This window comes from Herbaspirillum sp. RTI4 (assembly GCF_034313965.1).
GTDB lineage: Bacteria > Pseudomonadota > Gammaproteobacteria > Burkholderiales > Burkholderiaceae_D > Herbaspirillum.
On sequence record NZ_JAVIWQ010000002.1, the window covers coordinates 2146028 to 2172097 of the forward strand.

At 53.3% G+C, this 26070-nt stretch carries 24 protein-coding genes and 2 tRNA genes; 23 read left to right on the forward strand and 3 right to left on the reverse strand.

What is annotated here, in order from left to right:
• The first annotated feature begins 76 nt into the window (after positions 1-76).
• From surE to rlmD, 4 genes are all read left to right on the forward strand, one after another.
• On the forward strand, positions 77-814 hold the full coding sequence (gene surE / locus RGU70_RS09715; RefSeq protein ID WP_322209194.1) for a 5'/3'-nucleotidase SurE: 738 nt from the start codon (positions 77-79) through the stop codon (positions 812-814).
• On the forward strand, positions 811-1764 hold the full coding sequence (locus RGU70_RS09720; RefSeq protein ID WP_322209195.1) for a protein-L-isoaspartate(D-aspartate) O-methyltransferase: 954 nt from the start codon (positions 811-813) through the stop codon (positions 1762-1764). Before surE ends, RGU70_RS09720 begins: the two co-directional genes overlap by 4 nt.
• Before the next feature lie 169 nt (positions 1765-1933).
• On the forward strand, positions 1934-2866 hold the full coding sequence (locus tag RGU70_RS09725) for a peptidoglycan DD-metalloendopeptidase family protein (RefSeq protein WP_416186501.1): 933 nt from the start codon (positions 1934-1936) through the stop codon (positions 2864-2866).
• A gap of 4 nt (positions 2867-2870) precedes the next feature.
• The gene (rlmD, locus tag RGU70_RS09730; protein WP_322209197.1) at positions 2871-4244 is read left to right on the forward strand and encodes a 23S rRNA (uracil(1939)-C(5))-methyltransferase RlmD; all 1374 of its coding nucleotides are present in this window, start codon (positions 2871-2873) and stop codon (positions 4242-4244) included.
• A gap of 96 nt (positions 4245-4340) precedes the next feature.
• On the opposite strand, the gene RGU70_RS09735 is transcribed toward rlmD, so the two are convergent.
• The gene (locus RGU70_RS09735) at positions 4341-5033 is read right to left on the reverse strand and encodes a Bax inhibitor-1/YccA family protein (RefSeq protein WP_322209198.1); all 693 of its coding nucleotides are present in this window, start codon (positions 5031-5033) and stop codon (positions 4341-4343) included.
• A 218-nt stretch (positions 5034-5251) separates the two neighbouring features.
• On the opposite strand from RGU70_RS09735, the gene ndk reads away from it, so the two are divergent.
• The 16 genes from ndk to RGU70_RS09815 all read left to right on the forward strand — a co-directional run bounded on the left by ndk (position 5252) and on the right by RGU70_RS09815 (position 21537).
• Positions 5252-5677 carry a nucleoside-diphosphate kinase gene (gene ndk / locus RGU70_RS09740; protein WP_322209199.1) on the forward strand — a complete coding sequence of 142 codons (426 nt, stop codon included), beginning with the start codon at positions 5252-5254 and terminating at the stop codon, positions 5675-5677.
• A gap of 61 nt (positions 5678-5738) precedes the next feature.
• Complete coding sequence (gene rlmN, locus RGU70_RS09745) at positions 5739-6908, forward strand: 23S rRNA (adenine(2503)-C(2))-methyltransferase RlmN (protein WP_322209200.1); 1170 nt, start codon at positions 5739-5741, stop codon at positions 6906-6908.
• The gene (locus RGU70_RS09750) at positions 6908-7369 is read left to right on the forward strand and encodes a hypothetical protein (protein WP_322209201.1); all 462 of its coding nucleotides are present in this window, start codon (positions 6908-6910) and stop codon (positions 7367-7369) included. Before rlmN ends, RGU70_RS09750 begins: the two co-directional genes overlap by 1 nt.
• Positions 7362-8357 (forward strand): helix-turn-helix domain-containing protein, encoded by a 996-nt coding sequence (locus tag RGU70_RS09755; protein ID WP_322209202.1) that lies wholly within the window; start codon positions 7362-7364, stop codon positions 8355-8357. Before RGU70_RS09750 ends, RGU70_RS09755 begins: the two co-directional genes overlap by 8 nt.
• A 4-nt stretch (positions 8358-8361) precedes the next feature.
• Complete coding sequence (gene ispG, locus RGU70_RS09760; protein ID WP_322209203.1) at positions 8362-9624, forward strand: flavodoxin-dependent (E)-4-hydroxy-3-methylbut-2-enyl-diphosphate synthase; 1263 nt, start codon at positions 8362-8364, stop codon at positions 9622-9624.
• Between the two features lie 103 nt (positions 9625-9727).
• Positions 9728-11074 (forward strand): histidine--tRNA ligase, encoded by a 1347-nt coding sequence (hisS, locus tag RGU70_RS09765; RefSeq protein WP_322209204.1) that lies wholly within the window; start codon positions 9728-9730, stop codon positions 11072-11074.
• Positions 11075-11150: 76 nt separating this feature from the next.
• Entirely contained in the window at positions 11151-11801 is a 651-nt protein-coding gene (locus RGU70_RS09770) for a tetratricopeptide repeat protein (RefSeq protein WP_322209205.1), read from the forward strand.
• Positions 11802-11854: 53 nt separating this feature from the next.
• Positions 11855-13027, forward strand: a complete 1173-nt coding sequence (bamB, locus tag RGU70_RS09775; protein ID WP_322209206.1) for an outer membrane protein assembly factor BamB — start codon at positions 11855-11857, stop codon at positions 13025-13027.
• A 6-nt stretch (positions 13028-13033) separates the two neighbouring features.
• Positions 13034-14374, forward strand: a complete 1341-nt coding sequence (der, locus tag RGU70_RS09780) for a ribosome biogenesis GTPase Der (protein ID WP_322209207.1) — start codon at positions 13034-13036, stop codon at positions 14372-14374.
• A 143-nt stretch (positions 14375-14517) separates the two neighbouring features.
• The gene (gene hfq / locus RGU70_RS09785) at positions 14518-14760 is read left to right on the forward strand and encodes an RNA chaperone Hfq (RefSeq protein WP_322209208.1); all 243 of its coding nucleotides are present in this window, start codon (positions 14518-14520) and stop codon (positions 14758-14760) included.
• Between the two features lie 102 nt (positions 14761-14862).
• Positions 14863-15987 (forward strand): GTPase HflX, encoded by a 1125-nt coding sequence (gene hflX, locus RGU70_RS09790; protein ID WP_322210756.1) that lies wholly within the window; start codon positions 14863-14865, stop codon positions 15985-15987.
• Positions 15988-16127: 140 nt separating this feature from the next.
• Complete coding sequence (gene hflK, locus RGU70_RS09795) at positions 16128-17414, forward strand: FtsH protease activity modulator HflK (RefSeq protein WP_322209209.1); 1287 nt, start codon at positions 16128-16130, stop codon at positions 17412-17414.
• Positions 17415-18308 (forward strand): protease modulator HflC, encoded by an 894-nt coding sequence (gene hflC / locus RGU70_RS09800; protein ID WP_322209210.1) that lies wholly within the window; start codon positions 17415-17417, stop codon positions 18306-18308.
• Positions 18309-18475: 167 nt separating this feature from the next.
• Positions 18476-19630 (forward strand): ATP phosphoribosyltransferase regulatory subunit, encoded by a 1155-nt coding sequence (locus tag RGU70_RS09805; protein WP_322209211.1) that lies wholly within the window; start codon positions 18476-18478, stop codon positions 19628-19630.
• A 3-nt stretch (positions 19631-19633) separates the two neighbouring features.
• Positions 19634-20947 (forward strand): adenylosuccinate synthase, encoded by a 1314-nt coding sequence (locus RGU70_RS09810; RefSeq protein ID WP_322209213.1) that lies wholly within the window; start codon positions 19634-19636, stop codon positions 20945-20947.
• A gap of 50 nt (positions 20948-20997) precedes the next feature.
• Entirely contained in the window at positions 20998-21537 is a 540-nt protein-coding gene (locus RGU70_RS09815) for a phosphoribosyltransferase (protein ID WP_322209214.1), read from the forward strand.
• Positions 21538-21661: 124 nt separating this feature from the next.
• On the opposite strand, the gene RGU70_RS09820 is transcribed toward RGU70_RS09815, so the two are convergent.
• A tRNA-Leu gene (locus RGU70_RS09820) sits at positions 21662-21746 on the reverse strand.
• A gap of 211 nt (positions 21747-21957) precedes the next feature.
• On the opposite strand from RGU70_RS09820, the gene RGU70_RS09825 reads away from it, so the two are divergent.
• Complete coding sequence (locus RGU70_RS09825) at positions 21958-22158, forward strand: hypothetical protein (RefSeq protein WP_322209215.1); 201 nt, start codon at positions 21958-21960, stop codon at positions 22156-22158.
• A gap of 109 nt (positions 22159-22267) precedes the next feature.
• Here the strand turns inward: RGU70_RS09825 and RGU70_RS09830 are convergent.
• A tRNA-Leu gene (locus tag RGU70_RS09830) sits at positions 22268-22352 on the reverse strand.
• 319 nt (positions 22353-22671) lie between these two features.
• Between RGU70_RS09830 and rnr the strand changes: the two genes are divergently transcribed.
• Both rnr and rlmB read left to right on the forward strand, forming a co-directional pair.
• Positions 22672-25095: a ribonuclease R gene (gene rnr / locus RGU70_RS09835; RefSeq protein WP_322209216.1), complete on the forward strand. Its 2424-nt coding sequence runs from the start codon at positions 22672-22674 to the stop codon at positions 25093-25095.
• A 183-nt stretch (positions 25096-25278) separates the two neighbouring features.
• Entirely contained in the window at positions 25279-26022 is a 744-nt protein-coding gene (gene rlmB, locus RGU70_RS09840; protein ID WP_322209218.1) for a 23S rRNA (guanosine(2251)-2'-O)-methyltransferase RlmB, read from the forward strand.
• The last annotated feature ends 48 nt before the right edge of the window (positions 26023-26070 follow it).

Consider the following 26070-nt stretch of genomic DNA (forward strand, 5'->3'; position numbering starts at 1 on the left):
AGTGCTGTTTAACCTTGCGCTTTTGCTGATGCTATTTGCCGTTAAATTTCGATGACGCTTCGGGTAAAATGCTTACATGAATATACTCATCAGTAATGACGACGGCTATCTGGCTCCGGGCATCATCGCACTGGCCGATGCACTTGCCGCCATTGCTGACATCACCGTGGTAGCCCCCGACAGCAATCGCTCCGGCAGTTCCAATTCCCTGACACTGCACCATCCGCTGGTGGTCGAACAGACCGAAAACGGGGTGTATTTCGTCAGCGGGACGCCTGCCGATTGCGTGCACATCGCCTTAACCGGCTTGATGGACAAAATGCCGGATCTGATTGTTTCCGGCATCAATCAAGGCCAGAACATGGGCGACGATACTTTGTATTCGGGAACCGTCGCTGCTGCCACGGAGGGCTTTCTTTTCGGCATTCCTGCGATGGCCTTTTCACAGGCAGACAAGGGGTGGAAAGAGCTGGCCAGCGCCGCACGTATCGCGCGCGAGTTGGTGCAGCGACGCTTCGAGCAGTTGGATAAACCATTTTTGCTCAACGTCAACATTCCGAATCTTCCTTACGCCGAGCTGAAACCAGCGCTGGCTACCCGACTTGGCAAGCGGCATATGTCCGAGCCAGTGTTTAAATTGTGCGATCCCTACGGCAAAGATCTCTATTGGATCGGCCCCGCTGGTGGGGCCAAGGATGCCGGAGAAGGCACTGATTTTCATGCGGTTGCTCAAGGCCATGTGTCCATCACGCCTTTGCAGATCGACCTGACGCATAATTTGCAGCTCAATGCCTTGAAGAGAGATCTGGAGTGACCGGTAAATCGAGCCGTTTTCCTTTGACTCTGTCGTCGGTAGTGACGACCAAGACGCGCGGTTCCACCGACAGCGGCAGGACTGCCACCCCCCAAACCGCAACCAGAAATGCCGCGCAGCAAGGAATGCGACCCGGCACGTCGGTGACGCAGGCAGCGGTTAATGCACTCAGACCCACATCTAAACCGACATCAGGGCCGCTTACCGCAGCGACACCGGCGCCGCCGCGTTCATTGGTAACGTCGCGCTCGTCGTCCTTGCCGGTGACTCAGGTCTCTTCTGCTACGGCGCCCAGCCGCTCGAATTCGATGGTGTCGGAAGCGGTGCGAAAAGCGATGGTCGCGCGGGTGGCGCGGCAGGGGGTTAAAGATGCGAAAGTACTGGCGGCGATGGAAGCGGTGCCGCGTCATTTATTCATGGAGCCGGGCTTGTCTAGCCAGGCGTATATCGATGCGTCACTGCCGATCGGTCACCATCAAACCATTTCCCAGCCCTATATTGTGGCGCGCATGATTGAAATCCTGCGCGAAACGGGTGGTGGAAAAGAACTCGATAAAGTGCTGGAAATCGGGACCGGTTGTGGGTATCAGGCGGCGGTATTGTCGCAGGTGGCGAAAGAGGTGTATTCGATAGAACGGATCAGGCCGCTGCATGAACTGGCCAAAACCAATCTTCGTCCTTTGCGTATTGCCAATCTGAGACTGCAGTATGGAGATGGTATGCTGGGTTTGCCTCAGGCTGCGCCATTCGACGGGATTATCCTCGCGGCGGCAGGGATGGAGGTGCCGCAGACGTTGCTGGAGCAACTCACCATCGGCGGCAGGCTGATTGCGCCTGTCGGAGGACGGCACCAGGTGCTGCAGTTGATTCGGCGCATCAGCAAATTTGAGTGGACTAACGAAACGATGGAAGAATGTCATTTCGTGCCGCTCCGGCCGGGCATCGTATGATGGCCGGTACTCAACGGGCTTCCAGATTGCCGTCTGAAAAATAGTCGCTGTCGGCTGCTTTCCTGTGAGGAAAGTGGTCTGACGTGCCAATATATTGTCTATGAACTGTCACTGAACTCTGAGGCGAGCTCCGCGTCGACCTCAGCATTGTCTAAATAAAGTAACCAGAATGAAAAAAACCAGTTTTTTGTTGCCCGCAGTAATCATGAGTCTGCTTGCAGCCTGCACGACTACTCCGCGCATCGCCGCTCCTGTTATTGATCGTAACGCGGCACCCAATCCCGATGCGTCGAAGTCGTCGGCTGCCAGCGGTGAGTCGCGGCTGGCGAATAGTCCCGGCTATTACACCGTAAAGAAGGGCGATAGTCTGTTGCGGATTGCGGTTCAGTTCGGGCAAAGCTATCGCGATCTGGTGGCGTGGAATAACCTGAATAACCCCAATGATATTAAAGTCGATCAGGTATTGCGGGTTATGCCGCCTGATGCCGGTGCGCCTCAGACCGCAGCAGTGTCTGTCGCGGCTTCCGGTGTGGAGGTTAAACAGCTTGGGGCGCAGAATTCGGCGGCGGCCGCCTCCGTCAACAAGACGGGACCTCGGGGCGATAAGCGCCCTTATTCGGAAAGTACATTGGCTGAACTCGAAAAACCGGATGCTGCTCCAAGCGCTGCTCCGGCACCGGTATCGGTTAAACCTGAGATTGCGCCGCAACCGGCAGATAAAACATCACAGGAAGAGGCTCCTGTGACCTGGATATGGCCGACCGATGGCAAGGTGGTCGGAACATATGCTTCCGGCAAAAAAGGGCTCGATATTGCCGGCAAAGAAGGTCAGGCAATCATGGCAGCCGGAGACGGGAAGGTCATGTATGCCGGTAGCGGCATTAGGGGTTATGGCAATCTGGTGATCATCAAACATACCAATAATGTGTTGTCGGCTTACGCACACAACAAAACGATTTTGGTCAAAGAGGGGCAAATGGTCACCAAGGGACAGAAAATTGCCGAGATGGGTAAGTCTGACAGCGATAGCGTCAAACTCCATTTTGAAATTCGCCAGCAAGGGAAGCCGGTTGATCCTTCCCGATTCCTTCCTGCACAGTAAGCGTATGCCGACGCAATCTATTCTGACGCAATCTATTCTCGATATCGAATCGCTTGACATGGAAGGCCGTGGCATTGGCCATCTGGCCAATGAAGACGGGTCTCCCGGTAAAGTGGTGTTTGTCGAGGGAGCATTACCCGGCGAACGGGTAGCATTTCATTCTTTTCGTAAAAAAGCTAAATGGGAGGCCGCCAATATGACGGCCTTGCTGCATCCTTCGTCGCAGCGAGTCACGCCACGGTGTCCGGCGTTCGGCATGTGCGGCGGATGCGCGATGCAGCACCTTGAGCCGGCGGCTCAGGTCGCAGTCAAGCAGCGGGCGCTTGAGGATAGTCTGGCGCACATTGGCAAGGTCAGGCCGGACATGATGATGCGCCCGATTCATGGGCCCACCTGGGGTTATCGCTACCGTGCGCGGCTTTCCGTGCGTAATGTCAAAAAACGCGGCGGGGTGCTGGTCGGGTTTCACGAAAAAAAATCTGCCTTCATTACGGACATGAGCAGCTGCGCTATTTTGCCGCCCAATGTGTCAGCTCTATTGATACCCCTTCGTCGCCTGATTGAAAGCCTGACGATTGTCGATCATTTGCCGCAGATCGAACTGGCGATTGGCGAGGAGGATGGCAAGCCGGTCACGATCATGGTGTTGCGCATCATGGCTCCGCTGGGTGAGGGCGACGAGGGTGTGCTGCATGCTTTTGCCGATTTGCATGCTGTCCAGTGGTGGTTGCAGCCGCAGGGGCCAGACAGTGCTTATCCCTACTATCCGGCGCAAACGCAATTGCACTATACCTTGCCGGATTTTGGTATCCGCATGCCGTTTCGTCCTACTGATTTCACGCAAGTCAATCATCAGATCAATCGGGTATTGGTCGCCAAAGCCCTGCGTCTGCTTGATGTGCAAGCACAGGATAGGGTGGCGGACCTGTTTTGTGGTTTGGGTAATTTCACTTTGCCTATTGCCACTCAAGCCAGCGCTGTGGTGGGGATTGAGGGAAGTACGGCTTTAACTGTCCGTGCGCTTGAAAATGCTCGCCTCAATGGGCTGGAAGAGAAAACAGTTTTTCATTGCCGCAATTTGTTCGAGGCGACGACGGAAGACTTGGTTGCATTAGGCAAATTCGACCGCATGCTGATTGATCCTCCCCGGGAAGGTGCGTTTGAAATTTGCAAGGCGATTGTCGGGTTGGGCGCTTTGCATCCTGAGTTGAAACCGCAGCGCATTGTCTATGTGTCTTGCAATCCGGGGAGTCTGGCGCGCGATGCGGGCTTGTTGGTCGAGCAGGGCGCTTATCGTCTGACGCATGCGGGCGTGGTGAACATGTTTCCGCATACGGCGCATGTGGAGTCGATTGCTGTGTTTGATCTCATCGGCTGATTGACTGGTTGCCACATCCCGATGGACGCTTTTCCGTTGGGCATAAAAAAATGCCGCTCAGCAGGGCTGAACGGCATTGGCGTTGAGTGAGGGAGTTTAGTCGCGTCGCCCGCTCATCAGGCCCAGTATCGACAGTAAGTTGACGAAGACATTGTAGACATCCAGATAGATGCGCAATGTGGCCGAAATGTAGTTAGTTTCGCCGCCGTTGATGACGCTCTGAACGTCATACAGAATGTATGCGGAAAAAATGGCGATGGCCACGACCGAGATGGTCAGTTGTAGTGCCGGCAATTGCAGGAATATATTTGCCAGCGAGGCAACGACAATCACCAGCAAGCCGGCAAACAGCCATTTGCTCATCCCTGAAAAATCCCGCTTGGACACGGTTGCCACGGTAGCCATGACACCAAAGATCAACGCAGTTCCACCGAACGCGGTCATGATCAGCGTGCCGCCGTTCGAATAGCCGAGGGTGTACTCGATCAGTCTGGACAGCATTAAGCCCATGAAAAACGTGAAGCCGAGCAACACGGCGACGCCTAGTCCGGAATCTTTGGTTTTTTCGATGGCATAGAAAAAGCCAAACGCGATTGCCATGAATATTACAAAACCAATCATCGGGCTGCCTGCAAACAGACTGAAGTGCATCTGTACCCCAAGCCATGCGCCAAATACGGTAGGAATCATTGAAATTGCCAGCAACCAATAGGTATTGCGCAGCACTTGATGGCGTACTTGCGAGTTGACGCCTAAGGTGCCGTATGAGCGTTGTAGATTTTGATCCATAAAATTTCTCCAGTTCATTATGATACTGCCCTTGAAGGATAACATGCCCATGAAGAAGACAGCGGATAGGGCGTGGCGTTCCATCTAATTGACTGGGGAGGGGTCTTATTGGAACTGGTTTGATCCTGTCTTAACAGGGTATTCCATGATAGAATCAAAGGTTGAGTGAATTGTTTGACAATAGCTTTAACCCTTTCTTTTTATTGGAGTTTTTACAAATGGCAATTGAACGCACCCTGTCGATTATCAAGCCGGACGCAGTAGCAAAAAACGTGATCGGTCAGATTTACACCCGTTTCGAAAACGCAGGCCTGAAAATTATCGCCACGCGCATGATTCATTTGTCCCGTGCTGAGGCGGAAGGCTTTTACGCAGTGCATAGCGCACGTCCTTTCTTCAAGGACCTCGTTGACTTCATGATCTCCGGTCCTGTCAGTGTGCAAGTGCTGGAAGGCGAGTCTGCTGTATTGACGCATCGCGACCTGATGGGCGCTACTGATCCTAAAAAAGCAGAAAAAGGTACTATCCGTGCCGATTTCGCTGATTCGATCGATGCCAATGCCGTACATGGCTCCGATGCAGCTGATACAGCACAAACTGAAATTGCTTATTTCTTCCCTGCGCTGAACATCTACTCGCGTTAAGCGATGCATCACTACCGCACTGAAAAACTTCAGTGCGGTCACGAACAAGACATAAGCTGCCATGACTGCTCTCACCAACTTGCTGGATCTTGACCCTGCACAACTGGTCGCTTATTGCGGCGAGTTGGGTGAGAAGCCGTTTCGCGCCAAACAATTACAGCGCTGGATACATCAATTCGGCGTTGCTGACTTTACCCAGATGACCGATCTGGCCAAATCGCTGCGCGACAAGCTGGCGACGCGCGCCAAGGTTCTGGCCCCTGCCGTTATTAGTGATCACACGTCCACCGATGGCACACGCAAATGGCTGGTTGATGTCGGTCAGGGAAATGCCGTTGAAACCGTATTTATTCCAGAAGAGTCGCGAGGTACTTTGTGTATTTCGACTCAGGCCGGTTGTGCCGTCAATTGCCGTTTTTGCTCCACCGGCAAGCAGGGATTTAACCGTAATTTGACTGTCTCCGAAATTATCGGACAGTTATGGATGGCCGAATTTGCTTTGCGTCGGACCAAGGGTATCGAAGGCGGTCCCAAGGGCGAACGACAAATTACCAACGTCGTCATGATGGGGATGGGTGAGCCGCTGCTCAATTTTGAGCCTACCGTTACTGCCTTGAAGCTGATGCTGGATGATAATGCCTATGGCTTATCCCGCCGTCGCGTGACACTGTCTACCAGCGGTGTGGTGCCGATGATTGACCGCTTGGGGCAGGAGTGCCCCGTCGCGCTGGCTGTGTCGCTGCATGCGTCCAACGATGCCTTACGTGACAGCCTGATCCCACTCAATAAAAAACATCCCTTGCGCGAATTGTTTGCGGCCTGCCAGCGTTACCTGGAGTTTGCGCCGCGCGATTTCGTGACTTTTGAATATTGCATGCTGGATGGCGTCAACGATAGCGACAGCAATGCGCGTGAACTGGTGGCGCTGGTGCAGACCGGCGCTACTGCAATTTCATGCAAATTCAATCTGATTCCTTTTAATCCCTTCCCTGAATCGGGACTGACTCGTTCGCCTAATCCGCGTATCAAAGCCTTCGCGCAAATTTTGATGGACGCAGGCATTATCACCACGATACGCAAGACGCGTGGGGACGATATCGATGCGGCCTGCGGACAATTGGCCGGTGAGGTACAGGATAGAACGAAGGTGCAAGAGCGGATGCAGAAAATGGCTGAATACCAGCAAAAATTCGGACCTAACTTTGGCCGTTTGGTCGAGGTTGAGGGGTGATGCGTCAAACGCAGCTCAGATTGAGCGCGCTGTTTTTCGCGCTTGGCCTCTTCCTTCTTTTCGGATGTGCCGCTCCGGTTGACAAGCCGGCAGCCGAAGCGCGCGCTACGCGCGCTTCATTGCATCTGCCATCCTGCCTCACTACGGCCAATGCATTGAGCAATATCGGACTCTGTAGTCTGACAGGTGGCAATAGCGACGCGGCTCAACGATATTTTTCGCAAGCTTTAAGCCATGATTCTATGCATCGGCAAATTAACGCACAGTTGGGACAAATGTACGTAGAACGCCGTGATGATGAAAAATTGAATTTGACCGCGTCGCTGCTTTGGCGGGTCATCTACGCAGAGCACAAGCTGGATAATCGGGCTGGAGTGGTGCAAGTGGTGGCATTGCTGGACCGCCAATATCCCGCCTCGACTCAATATGCGGCGCACAGACGTGGAGTTTTTGATGAGTGAAGAGCAGATAAACGAATCCCTTGCAACTGCGCCTCCGGTTTCTCCGGGAGCCGTACTTACGGCGCGGCGGCAAGCCAAGGGCTGGACGGTAGAGCAAGTGGCAAGTCAGCTGAAGATGTCGACGCGTCAGATCGTGGCACTTGAGTCAGATGATCACGCATCCTTGCCTAGCGCGGTGGTAACACGTGGTTTTTTGCGGACTTACGCTAAGTTTCTTGATTTGGATGCCGCTCCTTTAGTCGCGACCTTGCCGGAAAATCCGACCGCCTCGGTGCAATCGTTTGTCCCGCATCGCATGCTAGCTACGCCATTTTCAGAGTCACCGTTGCCTCTGGGGACGCATCGAAGCGGGTTATGGCTTTGGGTGCTGGCCGTAGTCGTCCTGGCCCTGGCTGCCATAGTGGCGGTTGAGCGAACCGGGGTACTGGGAGCGTTTCATCCTATGGATTGGTTGTCTGCCAGTCAATCGCCTTCCACTGAGCATCCTTTGACGATTGCCTCTGCCGAATCCACTGAGTCAGCCTCCGATCTGCCTGAAATTGCTAGCAGCAATGCATTGAAAGAAACCGAACCCCCTCCGGCAAGCAGCGCCGTAGAAAATAAGGCGTCAGCAAATCCGGTTTCGAGTGCAAGCACTCCAGAGACTCCCAATGTTGTCATGCCAGCCCCGGCTGCTACGGTTGCCGCACCGACAACCGCCACTATTCCTGCGACAATGCCGGTGAAAGTCGCTGCCGCATTAAAAACAACCTCCGGCAAACTGAATATGGTTGTCCGAGTGGATACATGGGTGGAAATTCGTCGAGCCGATAAAAGCACGCTGGTCTCGCGCTTATTGAAGGCAGGAACCACCGAATCATTCGATATTGATCAACCGGTAAGCATGGTGGTGGGAAATGTTTCTGGTATCGACGTCACATTGCGCGGCGTACCGCTTGATTTGAAGACCGGTAACACGAACAACGTCGCGCATCTCAATCTGGAATAACGCCATGCCTTTATCTTCTGCTATTGCCTCCGGTCCTCTTGAGCGACATCAACGCCGCAGGGCAGTGATTCGTTATGGCGAGCGCGAAATCGTTGTCGGTGGTTGCGCCCCGGTGGTCGTGCAGTCGATGACGAATACCGATACGGCGGATGCTATCGGTACCGCCGTGCAGATTAAAGCGCTCGCACTTGCCGGGTCCGAGCTGGTACGCATTACCGTCAATAACGCCGAGGCGGCAGCCGCAGTGCCGGCCATTCGCGAGCAGCTCGATCGCATGGGGATCGACGTTCCCCTGGTAGGTGATTTCCACTACAACGGTCATACGCTGCTCCAGGATTTCCCTGATTGCGCCCGGGCTTTATCCAAGTACCGTATTAATCCGGGTAACGTGGGCAAGGGTGCCAAGCGCGATACCCAATTTGCGCAAATGATCGAGATCGCCTGCAAATACGACAAGCCGGTACGCATTGGCGTCAATTGGGGCAGTCTGGATCAGGCCTTGCTGGCGCGCATCATGGACGAAAATGCTGCGCGTAGTGCGCCCTGGTCGGCGCAGACGGTGATGTATGAAGCGCTGGTCACTTCCGCCATCGAAAATGCGCAACGTGCTGAAGAAATCGGACTTGCCGGCGATAAAATTATTTTGTCTTGCAAAGTCTCGGGTGTGCAGGATCTGATTGCCGTCTATAGGGAGTTGGCGCGCCGCTGTGATTATCCGCTGCACCTGGGATTGACTGAAGCCGGTATGGGCAGCAAGGGCATCGTCGCCTCTACTGCCGCGCTGGCAGTACTGCTCCAAGAGGGCATCGGTGATACCATTCGCATTTCGCTGACCCCGGAACCGGGCGGCGACCGTACTCGTGAGGTGATTGTCGGTCAGGAAATTTTACAAACGATGGGGATGCGCAAGTTCACTCCCATGGTAATTGCCTGTCCTGGCTGTGGACGCACAACATCGACAGTGTTTCAGGATCTGGCTGACAAAATACAGACTTTCCTGCGCGATCAAATGCCGCAGTGGAAAGGGGAATACCCGGGTGTGGAGGGCATGAATGTCGCCGTCATGGGTTGTATTGTCAACGGACCTGGCGAATCTAAACATGCCAACATCGGTATCAGCTTGCCTGGCACAGGGGAGTTGCCGTCAGCGCCGGTTTTTATCGATGGCGAAAAACGCATGACCTTGCGCGGCGAACATATCGCTGAAGAATTCCAGGTTATCGTGCTCGATTACGTGCGCTCGCATTACGGCAAGCAGACTGCATAAACGGATAGACAAGCCTATTTATCTTCCCCCCCCCCGATACTTTTTGAGTCGAAGGCCGGGGTAGAACCAGTACTTCATCATCAGGATTAACATCAGTAAAAGCATGGCAGACATTAAAAAAATCGACAAAATCGTGGGCGTGAAAGGAATGAATGACATCCTGCCCAGCGACGCCCCAATGTGGGAACTCTTTGAAAATACCGTGCAGACAGTATTGAAAAGCTATGGCTTTCAACAGATCCGCACGCCTATAGTCGAGCCGACTGCTTTGTTCGCACGCGGCCTCGGTGAAGTGACCGATATCGTTGAAAAGGAAATGTATTCCTTCACCGATTCAATGAATGGCGACGCTCTCACTCTGCGCCCCGAGTGCACCGCGAGTATCGTGCGCGCCGCTATCGAACATAATTTGACCTATGACGGCCCGAAACGGCTGTGGTATAGCGGCCCGATGTTTCGTCATGAACGGCCGCAACGCGGACGCTACCGGCAGTTTCACCAGATCGGTGCCGAAGCGCTGGGTTTTACCGGTCCGGATATTGATGCCGAACTCATCATGCTTTGCTTGCGCCTGTGGGACGACCTCGGTCTGACCGACGTCAAACTGCAACTCAACTCGATTGGTGACGCAGCCGAGCGCAGCCAGCACCGCATTGATCTGATTGCCTATTTCGAACAGCATCAGGATTTGCTCGATACCGATGCGCAGCGGCGACTACATTCGAACCCGCTGCGGATTCTCGATACTAAAAATCCCGCGATGCAAGAGATGGTGGACGCTGCGCCCAAACTGCTCGATTACCTTGGTGCGGAGTCGCGCGCGCATTTCGACGGCGTGCAAAAAATTCTGAATCACAACAATGTGCCGTTCACTATCAACCCTCGTCTGGTGCGCGGCATGGATTACTACAACCGCACCGTATTCGAATGGGTGACTGACCAGCTGGGTTCGCAAGGCACGATTTGTGGTGGTGGTCGTTACGATCCATTGATCGAAACCTTTGGCGGAAAACCCACTCCGGCCTGCGGTTTTGCCATGGGAGTGGAGCGCGTTCTTGAACTGATGAAAGCCAATGGCGAGCAGCATCAGCCCAATCAGTGCGACGTCTACCTGGTTCATCAAGGAGAGGCTGCGCAGTTGCAGGCATTTGTATTATCAGAAAGATTGCGCAATGCAGGGCTGGATGTTGTGCTACATTGCGCAGCGTCAAACGCAGGCGGCGGCTTCAAGGCCCAGATGAAAAAAGCGGATACGAGCGGCGCAGCGTTTGCCGTCATACTAGGCGAAGACGAAATTGCCGCAAACACCGCCACCATTAAGCATCTGCGCGACGGTGACGGGCAACAATCCACGGTCGCATTTGATGCGGTACCGGATTTCCTGGTGGACGAAATCGTTGGCGCCAGCGGCGGCGATGAACACGTGCACGATGCCCACTGCCATCACTAATCATTAGTGTGTTTTACCCGACGACTTACCCGATAAATACAGATAGATGATCCTTCGTGATCAGGACGATACCAAAATGGCATTTGATTTAGACGAACAAGAGCAATTGGCATCCATCAAGGATTGGTGGCGGCGTTTTGGCAATGCGCTTACCTGGCTGCTCATCGTTGCGCTGGTGGCGTACGCCTCATGGAGCGGCTGGAATTATTATCAGCGCGGCCAGTCACGACAGGCATCGCAGTTGTATGAGGAGCAGCAAAAAGCCGTTGCGGCCAAAGACAATGTCAAAGTGCAGCGTGCTGCTGGCGATATGGAAGAAAAATTCAGCGGTACTTCCTATGCGCAAATGAGTGCATTGGTGGCAGCCAAGTCGGCTTTCGATGCCAACGATGCGGCAGGAGCCAAAAAGCAACTGCAATGGACGATCGACCATGCCCGTGATTCCGAGTACAAGGCGATTGCTGCTGTGCGTCTGGCGGGGGTTCTGCTGGACGAGAAGGCGTACGACGAGGGTCTGAAAGTGCTGTCGGGAGATTTTCCGAAGCAGTTCGCTGGTATTGTCTCCGATCGCAAGGGGGACTTGCTTGCGGCGCAAAACAAAAATGATGCTGCCCGTACAGAGTACCAATCGGCTCTTGATCACACCGAGCAAAAAGACCCTGCTCGGCAATTGATACAACTGAAACTGGATGCGGTTGGCGGTGCTACGGCGAAGTCTGCAGCTTAATCAAGACCGGACGATCGGCTGCGGTGGAATACCGGGGCAATAAAGGGAATCTCATGCGTAATACAGTTAAAAAAGCAGCAAAATTTTCTGCGACAGGGATGATGTTGACGGCAGTGGTAATGCTGTCGGGCTGTTCCTTGTACTCATCTCTGTTTGCTGGAAAAAAAGAATCAAACCCGCCTACGCCGCTGACCGACTTTAAATCGACGGAAACGCTCAAGACGGTGTGGAGTCGCAGCGTCGGAAAGTCTGATAGTTTTGTTTTTTCTCCGGCATTTGCCGCTGGCAGCATTTATGCAGCAGCCGCTAACGGGAACGTAGTGCGGCTCGATGTGGCAACAGGCGCGGAAGTGTGGCGTATCAATGCGGGCATGTCATTGACTGCCGGGGTTGGCAGCGATGGTAATACAACGGTAGTCGTGGGTGAAAAGGGCGTTGTTCTGGCGTTTGATTCCAATGGCAAGGAACGCTGGAGAGCACAGGGGCCTAGCGTTGTTCTTTCGGCTCCGGCAGTTGGCCAGGAGCTGGTCGTTGTACGCAGTATGGATAATCACATTACTGCTTACGATGCGAGCACAGGTGAGCGACGCTGGAGTGCCGTACGTGCTGCTCCTGCGCTGACTTTGCGCACTGCGCCCGGCATTGCCATGGCGGCACAAACTGCTTTCGTCGCCTTGCCTGGAGGCAAGCTGAGCGCATTGGCATTGAACAACGGTGGTGCGCGCTGGGAAATTCCGGTTGGCGACCCACGCGGAACTACCGAACTGGAGCGTATTTCCGATGTGTCAGGAATGCCTGCGCTGATCGGACGAGATATTTGCGCCGTGGCCTATCAAGGTCGTATTGGTTGTTTCGATGTTGCCAATGGGGCGCTACGCTGGATCAAAGATTTTTCCAGTGATGTGGGTCTCGGGATTGACGAGCGCTTTGTTTTCGCGGCGGATGAAAAAGGCGCTGTAGTCGAGTTTGCGCGTGATACCGGCGCCGCATTATGGCGCAATAACAAGCTGGCTTATCGGCAGCTGTCTGCTCCGGTTTCCTTCCGTAATACAGTAGCTGTCGGCGATTATCAGGGGTATGTGCATTTCCTGTCGCGCGAAGACGGTGCTTTTGCTGCCAGAACAGCAACTGATGGCAGTGCAATTGTGGCCAATCCGGTCGCAGCCGACAATATTGTCGTTTTTCAAACTCAAGCAGGAACCGTGGTTGCCTTGGCAGTCCAGTAAAAAAAAATGAAGCCGGTAATCGCCTTGGTAGGTCGTCCTAATGTCGGTAAATCGACGCTGTTCAATCGGCTCACTCGCTCACGCGATGCGCTGGTTGCCGATATGCCTGGTTTGACACGTGATCGTCATTACGGTGAAGGTCGTGTAGGAGAGGTGCCGTTTTTGGTCATTGATACCGGTGGTTTCGAGCCGGTTGCCAAAGAAGGCATCATGTATGAAATGGCTAAGCAGACCAAGCAGGCAGTGGTTGAGGCTGATGTGGTGGTGTTTATTGTCGATGGCCGACAAGGTCTAACGCCTCACGATAAAACCATTACTGATTTCCTGCGGAAATCGGGACGCTCCGTCATGTTGGTGGTGAATAAAGCTGAGGGCATGAGATATACGGCTGTAACAGCTGATTTCTATGAGCTCGGTATGGGTGACCCCTATGTTATTTCTGCTGCGCATGGCGATGGAGTTGTCGATTTAGTCGAAGAGGCGCTGAAGGTGGCTTTTTCGCAGCGCACGGATACCGAGGAAGCCGTTAAGACTGATTCCGGTATCAAAATCGCCATCGTAGGGCGGCCAAATGTGGGTAAGTCGACCTTGGTCAATACCTTGCTTGGTGAAGAGCGTGTGATCGCATTCGACATGCCCGGAACGACTCGCGATTCGATTGAAATTGCCTTCGAGCGAGAGGGTAAAAAATACACCTTGATCGATACTGCGGGTATCAGGCGCCGTGGCAAGGTATTTGAAGCAATCGAAAAATTCTCAGTGGTCAAGACACTGCAATCTATTTCTGAGGCGAATGTCGTCGTCCTGTTATTGGATGCGCAGCAGGATATTTCTGAGCAGGATGCGCACATTGCCGGATTTATTCTCGAAAGTGGGCGTGCACTGGTCGTTGCCGTCAATAAGTGGGATGGCTTGCAAAGTGAGCAACGCGATCTGGTCAAGGTAGACATGGATCGCAAACTGAGTTTTCTTTCGTTTGCGAAAACCCATTTCATTTCGGCATTGAAATCAACGGGTATTGCGCCGTTGATGAAGTCAATCAATTCTGCGTATGAAGCCGCTACGGCTAATCTGACTACGCCTAAATTGACACGCGCATTGATTGAGGCTGTAGAGCATCAGCAACCGCGCCGGAAGGGCTCTATCAGGCCTAAATTGCGCTATGCCCATCAAGGTGGACAGAATCCACCGATTGTTGTGATTCACGGCAACGCATTAGAGTCGATAGAAGATAACTACAAAAGATATCTTGAAAAACACTTCCGTGAAACTTTTTCGCTTGTGGGTACTCCATTACGTATCGAGTTTAGATCCAGTAAAAATCCATTTTCGCGCCAGGAAAAATAAATTTAATTTTCAGTGTGATATTTATTTTTTACTGGTTAATCTCGGTGCATTTTTCATTAGATGCTAGTCATTATCCCAGTAGCACTTGATTTTTCATAAAGTGCCTCCAAATCTTCAGTTCACAACAACATAGTGGAGCAGTCATGAGCAACAACAAAGGGCAATTGTTACAAGACCCATTTCTCAACGCCTTGAGGAAAGAACACGTACCCGTTTCGATTTACCTCGTTAATGGTATTAAATTACAAGGTCATGTTGAGTCGTTTGATCAGTATGTGGTATTGCTGCGCAACACCGTTACCCAAATGGTTTACAAGCACGCTATTTCAACCGTAGTTCCTGCTCGTGCAGTTACTCTCAATTTAGATACCCCGGAAGCTGAGTAATCAGGTCAATGGTATTTTCCCCTACTGGCGCATCCGCCATTGTCTCCCCGATTGGTCGACAATTTAGCCGTGATGTGTCCAGTAATATTTCCGTTTATTAAGATGCGCGCTGCACTGGTAGGACTAGATTTTGGCAAGGGTGATTTTGCCGCTAGTCTGGATGAGTTATTCCTGCTTGCTCAGTCCGCTGGCGCCCAACCCGTGACGACCATTACGGGTAAGCGCTCAAGTCCTGATGCGGCTTTGTTTGTGGGTTCCGGTAAGGCTCAAGAGGTCGCCGATGCGGTTGTTGAGCTTGGCCTCGATATCGTGATTTTCAATCATGCTTTGTCGCCGGCGCAACAACGCAATCTTGAGCGCGTACTCAATATTCGTGTTCTTGATCGTACTAGCCTGATCCTGGATATTTTTGCCCAGCGAGCCCAGAGTCACGAGGGTAAAGTTCAGGTTGAGCTTGCTCAGTTACAACACTTGTCGACCCGATTGATTCGTGGTTGGACCCATCTGGAGCGGCAAAAAGGCGGTATTGGTTTGCGTGGGCCGGGAGAAACACAGCTGGAAACTGACCGGCGACTGATTGGCGAACGAGTTAAGGCTTTGCGCGCACTGCAAGAAAAATTGCGTCGCCAGCATGCTACTCAGCGCCGTGCTCGTGGTCGCAGCGCAGCTTTTTCTGTGTCTCTGGTCGGGTACACCAATGCGGGGAAATCCACAGTCTTTAATGCGCTGGCTAAAGCCGGCGTTTACGCTGCGGATCAATTGTTTGCAACTTTAGACACGACTTCCCGTCGGGTCTATCTGGGGGAGGCTGGTCACGTCGTCATGTCGGATACGGTCGGTTTCATCAGGGAGCTCCCGCATCAGCTAGTCGCCGCTTTTCGAGCGACGCTGGAAGAAACTATTCATGCCGATCTGTTGTTGCATGTGGTCGATGCGGCCAGCCCGGTTCGAATGGAGCAGATTGAGCAGGTCAATCTGGTACTCAAGGAAATCGGGGCAGATCATATTCCTCAGATTTTAGTTTGGAACAAGATTGATGCGGCAGGTTTGGAGCCGGGGATTGAAAGAGATGAATATGATAGAATTCATCGGGTTTTCACTAGCGCAAAAACGGGTGCAGGTCTGGATTTTTTGCGATTTGCCGTTAGTGATGTGCTCAAGGCAAGGAACGTTCAAAGTGCGGCTCGCTCGTCGGCAGGCAATGTAGTAGAAAATCTGTCCACCTGAGCAGCCTTGCAGGCGGGCATTATAAGCATCGAAAACTGTAACAATTACTACAGATAAATAGTGCAAGGCCATAGTTTTAGCTATGGTAGTAAAGGCTCACATGAGCATTCCACCTATTTTCATTAAGCCGATTGCAACTAATGCTTGTTACATTATTCAGAAAACTGGGTGTCAAATTCTCTTTGAATGATCCTCAATGGGGACGCGGTTCAAAAGAGGATGGAAAACGTCCTGCTCCCAACAACGACAATCAACGTGACAATCAGCGTGCGGATGGCCCGCCTGATCTTGATCAGTTGTGGCGCGATTTCAATCAGCGCTTGAGCCGGCTGCTGAGCGGGAAAAAAGGGGGCGGCGCACCCGATCAAGGTGATGGCTTTAATAAGCGCGACATGAAAAGCACAGGTATTGGTGTCGGCTTGATTGCAGCTGTTGTCGTCGTCTTGTGGTTGGCTAGTGGGTTCTTCATTGTGCAGGAAGGCCAGACCGGTGTCGTCATGACCTTTGGCCGTTATAGCCACACAACATTGGCGGGCGTTAACTGGCGTTGGCCTGCACCGATTCAGTCACATGAAACAGTGAATGTCTCACAGGTGCGTACGGTTGAAATTGGTTATCGTGGCAGCACGAAAAATAAACAGCCGCGTGAATCTCTGATGCTGACCGATGATGAAAATATCATCGATATACAATTTGCCGTTCAATACACCCTCAAAAATGCCGCTGACTGGATTTTTAATAATCGTGGTCAGGAAGACATGGTTGGTCAAGTTGCGGAAACGTCGATTCGAGAAATTGTCGGTAAAAGCAAGATGGATTTTGTTTTGTATGAAGGCCGTGAAAAAGTGGCGCTGGATGTGAGCCAATTGATGCAACAAATTCTTGATCGCTACCGATCGGGTGTGCAAATCACCAATGTGACCATGCAAGGCGTACAGCCACCTGAGCAGGTGCAGGCAGCGTTTGATGATGCGGTGAAAGCAGGGCAGGATCGGGAGCGGCTGAAGAACGAAGGCCAGGCCTATGCTAACGACGTGATTCCCAAGGCGCGCGGAGCGGCTTCGCGTCTGATTGAGGAATCCGGAGCTTACCGTGCACGCGTGGTAGCCAACGCAGAGGGTGATGCATCTCGTTTTAAACAAGTGCTTACCGAATATCAAAAGGCTCCTGCCGTGACGAGAGACCGTATGTACTTGGAAACTATGCAGCAGATATTTGCGAACACAACGAAGGTTATGGTTGATGCTAAAAACGGCAGCAATATGCTTTATCTGCCACTCGATAAGCTGATGTCGCAAACTGCAGCAGAACCCGCTAAGTCAACGGTAACTTTACCAACGCCAGCGGCAGTGGGTGCTGCGGAGGTTGCCGTAGCCTATCCGGCAGACTCTCGTGCCAGAGATACTCGCGATCGGGAGGTACGTTAAATGAACCGACTTATCAGCGCCGTCGTTGCCATCATTATTGCTATCTGGTTATTGTCGTCTACCGTGTTCGTTGTGAATCAAAGGCAGTACGCCATTGTTTTTGCTCTAGGCGAAATTAAGCAAATAGTTAGCACTCCGGGCCTATATTTCAAACTGCCACCGCCATTTCAGAACATCATTTATCTGGATAAGCGCATCCTGACTATCGATTCTCCGGATACTGACCGCTTCATTACTGCGGAAAAGAAAAATATCCTTGTGGACGCATTCGTCAAATGGCGTATTGTCGAGCCGCGGCTCTATTTCATCAGTTTTAATGGCGATGAGAAGAGAGCTCAGGATCGTATGTCGCAAATTGTTAAGGCTGCATTGAATGAGGAAATTACCAAGCGCACGGTGCGTGAAGTTATTTCTGGCGAACGCGGAAAAGTCATGAGTGCCTTGAAAGGCAAGGTTGCGGCTGAAGCCAAGCAAATCGGCGTTGAAATCGTTGATGTCCGTCTCAAACGTGTAGATTATGTAGACCAGATTAATAATTCGGTTTATGAGCGGATGAAATCAGAACGCGTACGGGTTGCGAACGAACTGCGTTCCACTGGTTCGGCAGAATCAGAACAAATCCGTGCTGATGCTGACCGCCAACGTACAGTGATATTAGCGGAAGCCTATCGCGATGCAGAAAGCACGCGTGGTATTGGTGACGCAAAGGCCTCGCAAATTTATGCACAGGCCTTTGGTCAGAACCCGGAGTTCTACAAGTTCTACCGCAGCCTTGAAGCCTATCGCGCCAGCTTCAAAAATCGTTCTGATCTTATGGTTCTTGATCCGAGTTCCGAGTTCTTTAAGTACTTCAAGGGATCAGGCACTGCGTCCGCTGGCAGTAGTAAAAAATAAGAGAGCCTCGCGATCGGTACTTGTCGTTGCCGATGACGTAGCAGGCAGTTCTCACTTTTAGTCCCCCCCGGTAAGGCTGGCCCCTATTTGATTTAAGGGCTGGCCTCTTATTTTGCGGAAAGCGCCAAAGCTGACCCTGACATTTTTTCCCTGTTTGATTTCATCTTATGCCGAATTGGCTTTTGCCCGAAAATATTGCTGACGTCCTGCCGTCGGAAGCCCGCAAAATTGAAGAGTTACGGCGTGGCCTGCTGGATCACTTTCGCCTCTACGGTTATGAATTGGTCATGCCTCCTTTGCTCGAATACCTGGAGTCGCTGTTGACGGGGGCCGGGCAGGATACTGATTTGCGTACGTTTAAGTTGGTTGATCAGTTATCTGGCCGTACGATGGGTATTCGCGCCGATATGACGACCCAGGTTGCCAGAATCGACGCGCATTTGCTCAATCGGAATTCCGTGACTCGTTTGTGCTACGCAGGAAGCGTGCTGCAAACTCGTCCATCCGGGCTCTATGCCACCCGCGAACCTTTGCAGATCGGTGCAGAACTCTATGGCCATGCCGGGCTAGAGGCCGATGCCGAAATTCAGCAATTGGCGCTGGCTTCGCTGGCTTTAGCCGGTATCACTCAAGTGCGTCTGGATTTGTGTCATGTCGGAGTACTGCGGGCGCTAATCGCTGACGACTCCTTAGCTAGCAAAGACGAGGCACGACTGTTCGAATTGCTCCAGTCTAAGGATTTGCCAGAACTGGACGTCATCAGTGTTGCCTATGACGCTACAACACGTGCGGCACTATTGGCATTGCCGGGTCTCTACGGCGATCGCACTGTGTTGCAACGTGCGCGACAAATTCTGCCTGCTAAACCGGGCATCACTCGAGCGCTCGATGAACTGGAGTCGCTGGTGCAACTCGCCGGGGGTGCTACTACCGTCACCGTCGACTTGGCCGATTTGCGCGGATATCACTATCACAGCGGCGTCATGTTCGCCGCCTACGTGCCGGGTTTGCCGAACGCGGTAGTACGAGGCGGCCGTTACGACCATGTCGGCGAAGCTTTTGGCCGCGCGCGTCCGGCCACGGGCTTTTCAATGGACTTGCGGGAGCTGGCCAGATTGATGCCGGGAGCGGAGCGCAAACGCGCAATACGCGCACCTTGGGGCATGCAAGCTGATTTGCTTGAAAAAATTGCCTTCTTGCGTGCCGCAGGTGAGACAGTCATTCAGACTTTACCCGGGCATGAGAACGATCAGGACGAATTCGACTGTGACCGGGTGGTCGAGTGGAATAATAAAAATTGGATTATCAAACAGGTAGGTTGAGCTATGTCACAGAAAAATATTGCGAAAAATGTCGTCGTCATCGGTACTCAATGGGGCGATGAGGGCAAGGGGAAAATTGTTGATTGGCTGACGGATCATGCGCAAGGCGTAGTTCGCTTTCAGGGCGGCCATAATGCAGGTCATACGCTGGTGATTGGCGGGAAAAAAACCGCATTGCAACTGATTCCTAGCGGCATCATGCGCCCCGGCGTCGCCTGCTATATCGGTAACGGAGTTGTGTTGTCCGTACCTGATTTGCTGCGCGAAATAGACAAGCTGGAAGCTGCGGGTGTAGAGGTCGCGTCGCGTCTGAAAATTTCTGCGGCGTGCCCGCTGATTTTGCCTTATCACGTTGCATTGGATGTGGCGCGCGAAGCGGCGCGTGGCGAAGCCAAAATCGGCACCACCGGTAAGGGCATCGGCCCAGCCTATGAAGATAAGGTCGCCCGTCGCGCCATTCGCGTTGGCGATCTGTTGAATGAAAAACGGTTCGCAGAAAAATTGCTGGAAAATCTGGACTATCACAATTTCGTGCTGACCCAGTACTTGAAAACACAGCCAGTCGATTATCAAAAAGCCCTGGATGACGCCCTGGCGAATGTGCCGCGTCTGCGTCCTATGGTGAGCGATGTTTCCAACGATCTGCATGTGGCGCATCAAAATGGAGCTCGTCTGTTGTTTGAAGGCGCGCAAGGCAGTCTGCTCGATGTCGATCATGGCACCTATCCGTTTGTGACCTCGAGCAATTGCGTTGCTGGCAATGCTGCTGCCGGTGCAGGTGTCGGCCCTGGCATGTTGCATTATGTGCTGGGGATTACTAAGGCCTACACCACCCGTGTAGGCTCAGGACCATTTCCTGCCGAATTGTCGACTGAAGAGGGTGTTGGCAAACATTTGTCTAGTGTTGGTCATGAATTTGGTACCGTCACCGGTCGGGCGCGTCGCTGCGGCTGGTTCGATGCGGCTCTGTTGAGGCGTTCGGTCCAGATCAATGGCGTGTCAGGCATGTGCCTGACGAAGCTGGACGTACTGGACGGGCTCGAATCACTCAAGCTCTGCACTGGCTATACCTTCAATGGTAAGCAAGTCGATATTTTTCCAGTCGGCGCGGAAGAAGCCGCAGCATGTCAGCCGATCTATGAAGAAATGCCAGGCTGGACGGAGTCGACTGTCGGCGTTCAAACGCTAGAAGGCTTGCCTGCTACTGCGCGCGCCTATATCAAGCGTATCGAAGAGCTGGTGGGCGTTCCTATCGACATGATTTCTACCGGTCCCGACCGCGAAGAAACCATCGTGTTGCGTCATCCATTCAAATAATCACCGTATGCGGCGCACGGGTTGCGCTGCATAAGCCGGGCTCAAAAATAATGAAAATCTCTGACGACAAAGATCTCTGGATCTCTTGGGAGCAATACCATCGCAGTATCGAGCAGTTGGCGCTGAAAGTGCACGCATCGGATTGGCGCTTCGACCAGGTACTTTGTTTGGCGCGTGGCGGCTTACGGCCGGGCGATGTATTTTCGCGTATTTTCGATGTGCCGCTGGCGATTCTGTCGACGAGTTCGTATCGCGAGTCTGCCGGAACCGTTCGAGGTGATCTCGACATTGCCAAATACATTACGATTACCAAAGGCAGCTTGGGTGGTCGCATTCTTTTGGTCGACGATCTGGTGGACTCCGGCGTGACTTTGCAGCGTGTGCAGACCCATCTGAAGGAACATTATCCGGCGGTGACGGAAGTCAAATCCGCAGTGATCTGGTGGAAAGCCTGCTCTGTGGTTGAGCCAGATTACTACGGTGAGCATTTGCCAACGAATCCCTGGATACACCAGCCGTTTGAAGATTACGACGGCCTTGGTCCACATCAGCTTGCTGCCTGGATCAAAAAAGGGGAGTCGCCAGCCTGACCGTGATTTTGTGCAAGATTTTTGCGTGGAGGGCCTGCTGCTGCAGGCTCTTTCTTTTATTGTGATTGTCAGATGCTCATAACGAAAAAGGCCGGTTGATCAAATCAACCGGCCTTTCGTATTTTGGTGCCCACGGAGGGACTCGAACCCCCACACCCTAAGGCACATGGACCTGAACCATGCGCGTCTACCAATTCCGCCACGTGGGCTTGAATGTGTTGCCGTAAAAATTTCGCGGCAACTCAAGCGAAGCCGAATCATACGAGCTATGCGGGAAGAGGTCAATCGGAGATTGCGTGGTGGGGTATGTATTTATTGTCTTGGTGGCAAGAACCGCCTCGGTCGCTTTCGCGGTATTGGTACAATACTGCGCAGAGCCTTGCATTTCCACTCGATTTTTGGCATCCATTAAGGAGCATCATGAAATTCAAATTTTTGTCACTGCTGGTTTTGGTGAGCGTTTGTGCGGCTGCAAATGCTGGCTCTGCACCATGGTATCGCTGGAAGAACATAGTCGATAAGACACTTACCTGCGCTCAAATCACGCCGGGCAGCGCCTGGGAGTCCGAGAGCGGTCCCTATATGGAAAGCGCATGCCGAAAGTTGGGTAAGCCTGCCTGATCACCCAACCGGCACCCACTCGGCCAAAGGTGTGTTGGCATTTTTTAGATGATGGGATCATCAAAAACGAAAAAGGCCGGTTGATCAAATCAACCGGCCTTTCGTATTCTGGTGCCCACGGAGGGACTCGAACCCCCACACCCTAAGGCACATGGACCTGAACCATGCGCGTCTACCAATTCCGCCACGTGGGCTATTACGTGAAGGACGCGATTTTAACTGATGTGGATGGAATGTCAAGCTGTTATCGACAAAGTTCGGCATTTATTTTTTTAGAGAAGCGCTGATTTGTCATCGATTAGGCAAATGTTGCTGCAGTCCGGTACACTGACGAGCTATGGGATCGAAATCCAGCTTTCAGCTACTATGCATCATGACGCAAACGTCCCGGCGGTCGCGTAGAGAAGTTTATGACGCAGGCTTACTCGCTGCGGCGCAAGGTGCAAATGCACAAGCCGCCGTCTCATTTCCAGCTGATTTGCAGCTGACTAACAATAACTCGCAGAAACCCTTTTGAGCCAATACTCTTACACCATCCCCAGCCGCGAAGAAATTCTTGGCCTCCTGCGCACCTCGTCCGAGCCGCAAAACATCACTGCACTGACTGCCGCGCTAAGCGTCAAACCCGAAGAAATGGATGGTTTGACTCGTCGCCTCAATGCAATGGAGCGCGATGGCCAGATCAAACTCGACCGGGCTGGCAATTATCAATTAACGAATTCCCCCAATTTCGTCGAAGGCCGCGTTAGCAGTCATCGCGACGGCTACGGATTCCTGATCCCCGACGACGCCAGTGCGGATCTGTTCCTGCCGGAAAAAGAAATGCAAAAGGTCATGCACGGCGATCGCGTCAAAGCGCGCCTGATCGGCACCGACCGCCGCGGTCGTCCTGAAGGCACCATTGTTGAAGTCGTCACACGGGCCAATACCCATGTCATCGGACGCCTGCTTAATGAAAACGGTGTCTGGATTGTCGCCCCGGAAGATAAGCGCATCGGCCACGATGTCCTGCTGGCGGGGCCTCCGGGCAAGGCCAAGGTAGGGCAGGTAGTCAGCGTGCAACTGACGGAGCAACCGTCGCGCTATACGCAGCCGGTAGGGAAAATTGTCGAGGTCCTGGGTGACATCGATGATCCCGGAATGGAAATTGAAATCGCCGTGCGCAAATACGGCGTACCGCACGAATTCTCCGATGCCGCACAAAAACTCTCGGCCAAACTACCGAAGGAAGTCCGTGCCGCTGATTTGCAGGAACGCGTTGATTTGCGCGACGTGCCGCTGGTCACGATCGACGGTGAAGACGCCCGCGACTTCGATGATGCGGTCTACTGCGAACCGGTCAAGATCGGTCGCGCTAACGGTTACCGTCTGATTGTCGCTATTGCCGACGTCAGTCACTATGTCAAACCCAACGATGCTCTCGATGTCGATGCACTGGAACGCAGCACCTCGGTGTATTTCCCGCGTCGTGTGATTCCGATGTTGCCGGAAAAACTGTCCAACGGACTATGTTCGCTCAATCCCGGCGTGGATCGCCTGACGCTGGTATGCGATGCCGTCATCACCGCCAAGGGCGACATCAAGGCCTACCAGTTCTATCCGGCAGTGATTCACTCCGCCGCACGTCTGACCTACACCGAAGTTGCCGCCGTCCTTTCCAACACCAAGGGACCGGAAGCCGCCAAGCGCCCCGGTCTGGTGCCGCATCTGCTGAACCTGCATGCCGTGTTTCAGGCCCTGTTGCTGGCACGTCACGCGCGTGGAGCGATTGACTTTGAAACCACCGAAACCTACATCGTCTGCGATGCCGCAGGCAAGATTGAAAAAATCCTGCCGCGTACCCGTAACGACGCTCATCGTCTGATCGAAGAGTGCATGTTGGCCGCCAATGTCTGCGCTGCCGACTTGCTGGCGCGTAACAAGCATCACGGTTTGTATCGCGTGCATGCCGGCCCGACCAAGGAAAAGCTGACGCAATTGCGGACTTTCCTCAAACAGATCGGCCTCAATCTGGGCGGCGGCGACAAGCCGGCTGCCTCCGATTACGCCGAACTGATGCCGAAAATCAAAGCGCGGCCGGATGCCTTGCTAGTACAGACCATGCTGCTGCGTTCCATGCAGCAGGCCGTCTATAGTCCCGATAATATCGGTCACTTCGGTTTGTCGTACGACGCTTACGCCCATTTCACCAGCCCGATTCGTCGCTACCCCGATCTGCTGACGCACCGCGCCATCAAGGCCATCCTGCAAGGCAAGCGTTACGAGCCAAAGGGCATGGACACGTCGTCGCTCAACACCTTGCTGTCACCTGCAGCGCGCAGGAAGCAAGCGGAAGACAAAGCGGCTGGCAATGAACGCAAGGAAGGCGGCTCCGCCATATGGGAAGCGCTGGGCGTGCATTGCTCGGCCAACGAAAGGCGTGCCGATGAAGCTTCGCGCGATGTCGAAGCCTGGCTCAAGTGCTATTTCATCCGCGACAAACTGGGCGAAGAATTCACCGGTACCATTTCCAGCGTCGCCACTTTCGGTATTTTCGTGCAGCTCGATACCTTGTTCATCGAGGGCTTGGTACACGTGACCGAGCTGGGTGCTGATTACTTCCAGTACGACGAAGCCCGCCACGAATTGCGCGGCGAGCGCACGGGGATTCGCTATCAGTTGACCGACCGCGTGACGGTGCAGGTCAGCCGGGTCGATCTCGATGCACGCAAAATCGATTTGCGTCTGGTCACCGAACCCGGCATTCATACCGTGCTGAAAAATGAATCACGGCGTGCTGATTCGGAAAAAGGCGGTCGCGGCGCTCCCCGTAATACCACAGAAAAACCGGGTAAAGCGGCGACCAAGGCCAAGCCCGAAAGCGTTAAAGTCAAGGCAGCGACGGGAGAGAAAAAACGCAGCGGCAAAGGTTTTTCTCGCCCGAGCAAAAAACGCTAAGACCGCTTACCGTCGGGAAGGCTTGCCGTGTAACTCCTTATGAGGTGCGTAGCAGGCATTTCCTGCTTCCGGCGTCAGGCATCCTCTCTCTATTTCAACGGCACTGGCAGCGACTTCGTTGCCGTGCCGATATCGAACCATCAGCGGCGTTTTGCGTCTGCTGCAACAAAATAAAGTCAGATCATGAAAAGTAAAATAGTCTTCGGTTTCCATGCAGTGACAGCGCGTTTGCGCCATGAAGCTTCCAGTGTGGAAGAAATTTATGTTGACGCCGATCGCACCGATCGCCGCATGCTGGAATTGATCAGTGTCGCCAAGTCTTTCGGCGTGCGCATCATCATGGCCGACGACCAGCGCCTCTCAAATATCGTCGGTACCCGTCGCCATCAGGGCGTGGTTGCCAAAGCAGGTGAGTTGTCGCTGGCGCGCAATCTGGACGAGTTGCTCGATGCGATTGACGGCCCACCGTTATTGCTGGTGCTCGACGGCATTACCGATCCGCATAATCTGGGTGCCTGTCTGCGCGTGGCCGATGGTGCTGGCGCGCATGCCGTGATTGCGCCTAAGGATCGCGCTGTCGGACTCAACGCCACCGCCGCCAAGGTTGCCAGTGGCGCAGCCGAAACGGTGCCTTACATCACCGTAACCAATCTGGCGCGCACGCTGCGCGAACTCAAAGAGCGCGACATCTGGCTCATCGGCATGACTGACGATGGCGAAAAGGGCTTGTATGAAGCCGAATTCAGCGGACCAGCGGCCTTGGTCATGGGTTCAGAAGGCGAGGGCATGCGCCGCCTGACGCGCGAAACTTGCGATGTGTTAGTCAGCATCCCGATGTTTGGCGCGGTGGAAAGCCTGAACGTCTCGGTGGCTTCCGGGATTTGCCTGTTTGAAGCCCGCCGCCAACGGATGGCGGCTGAAAAATAACAAGGCCCCGCCTTGCCTGCGCTCGCGCTTCTGATTCCTCCAACTAAC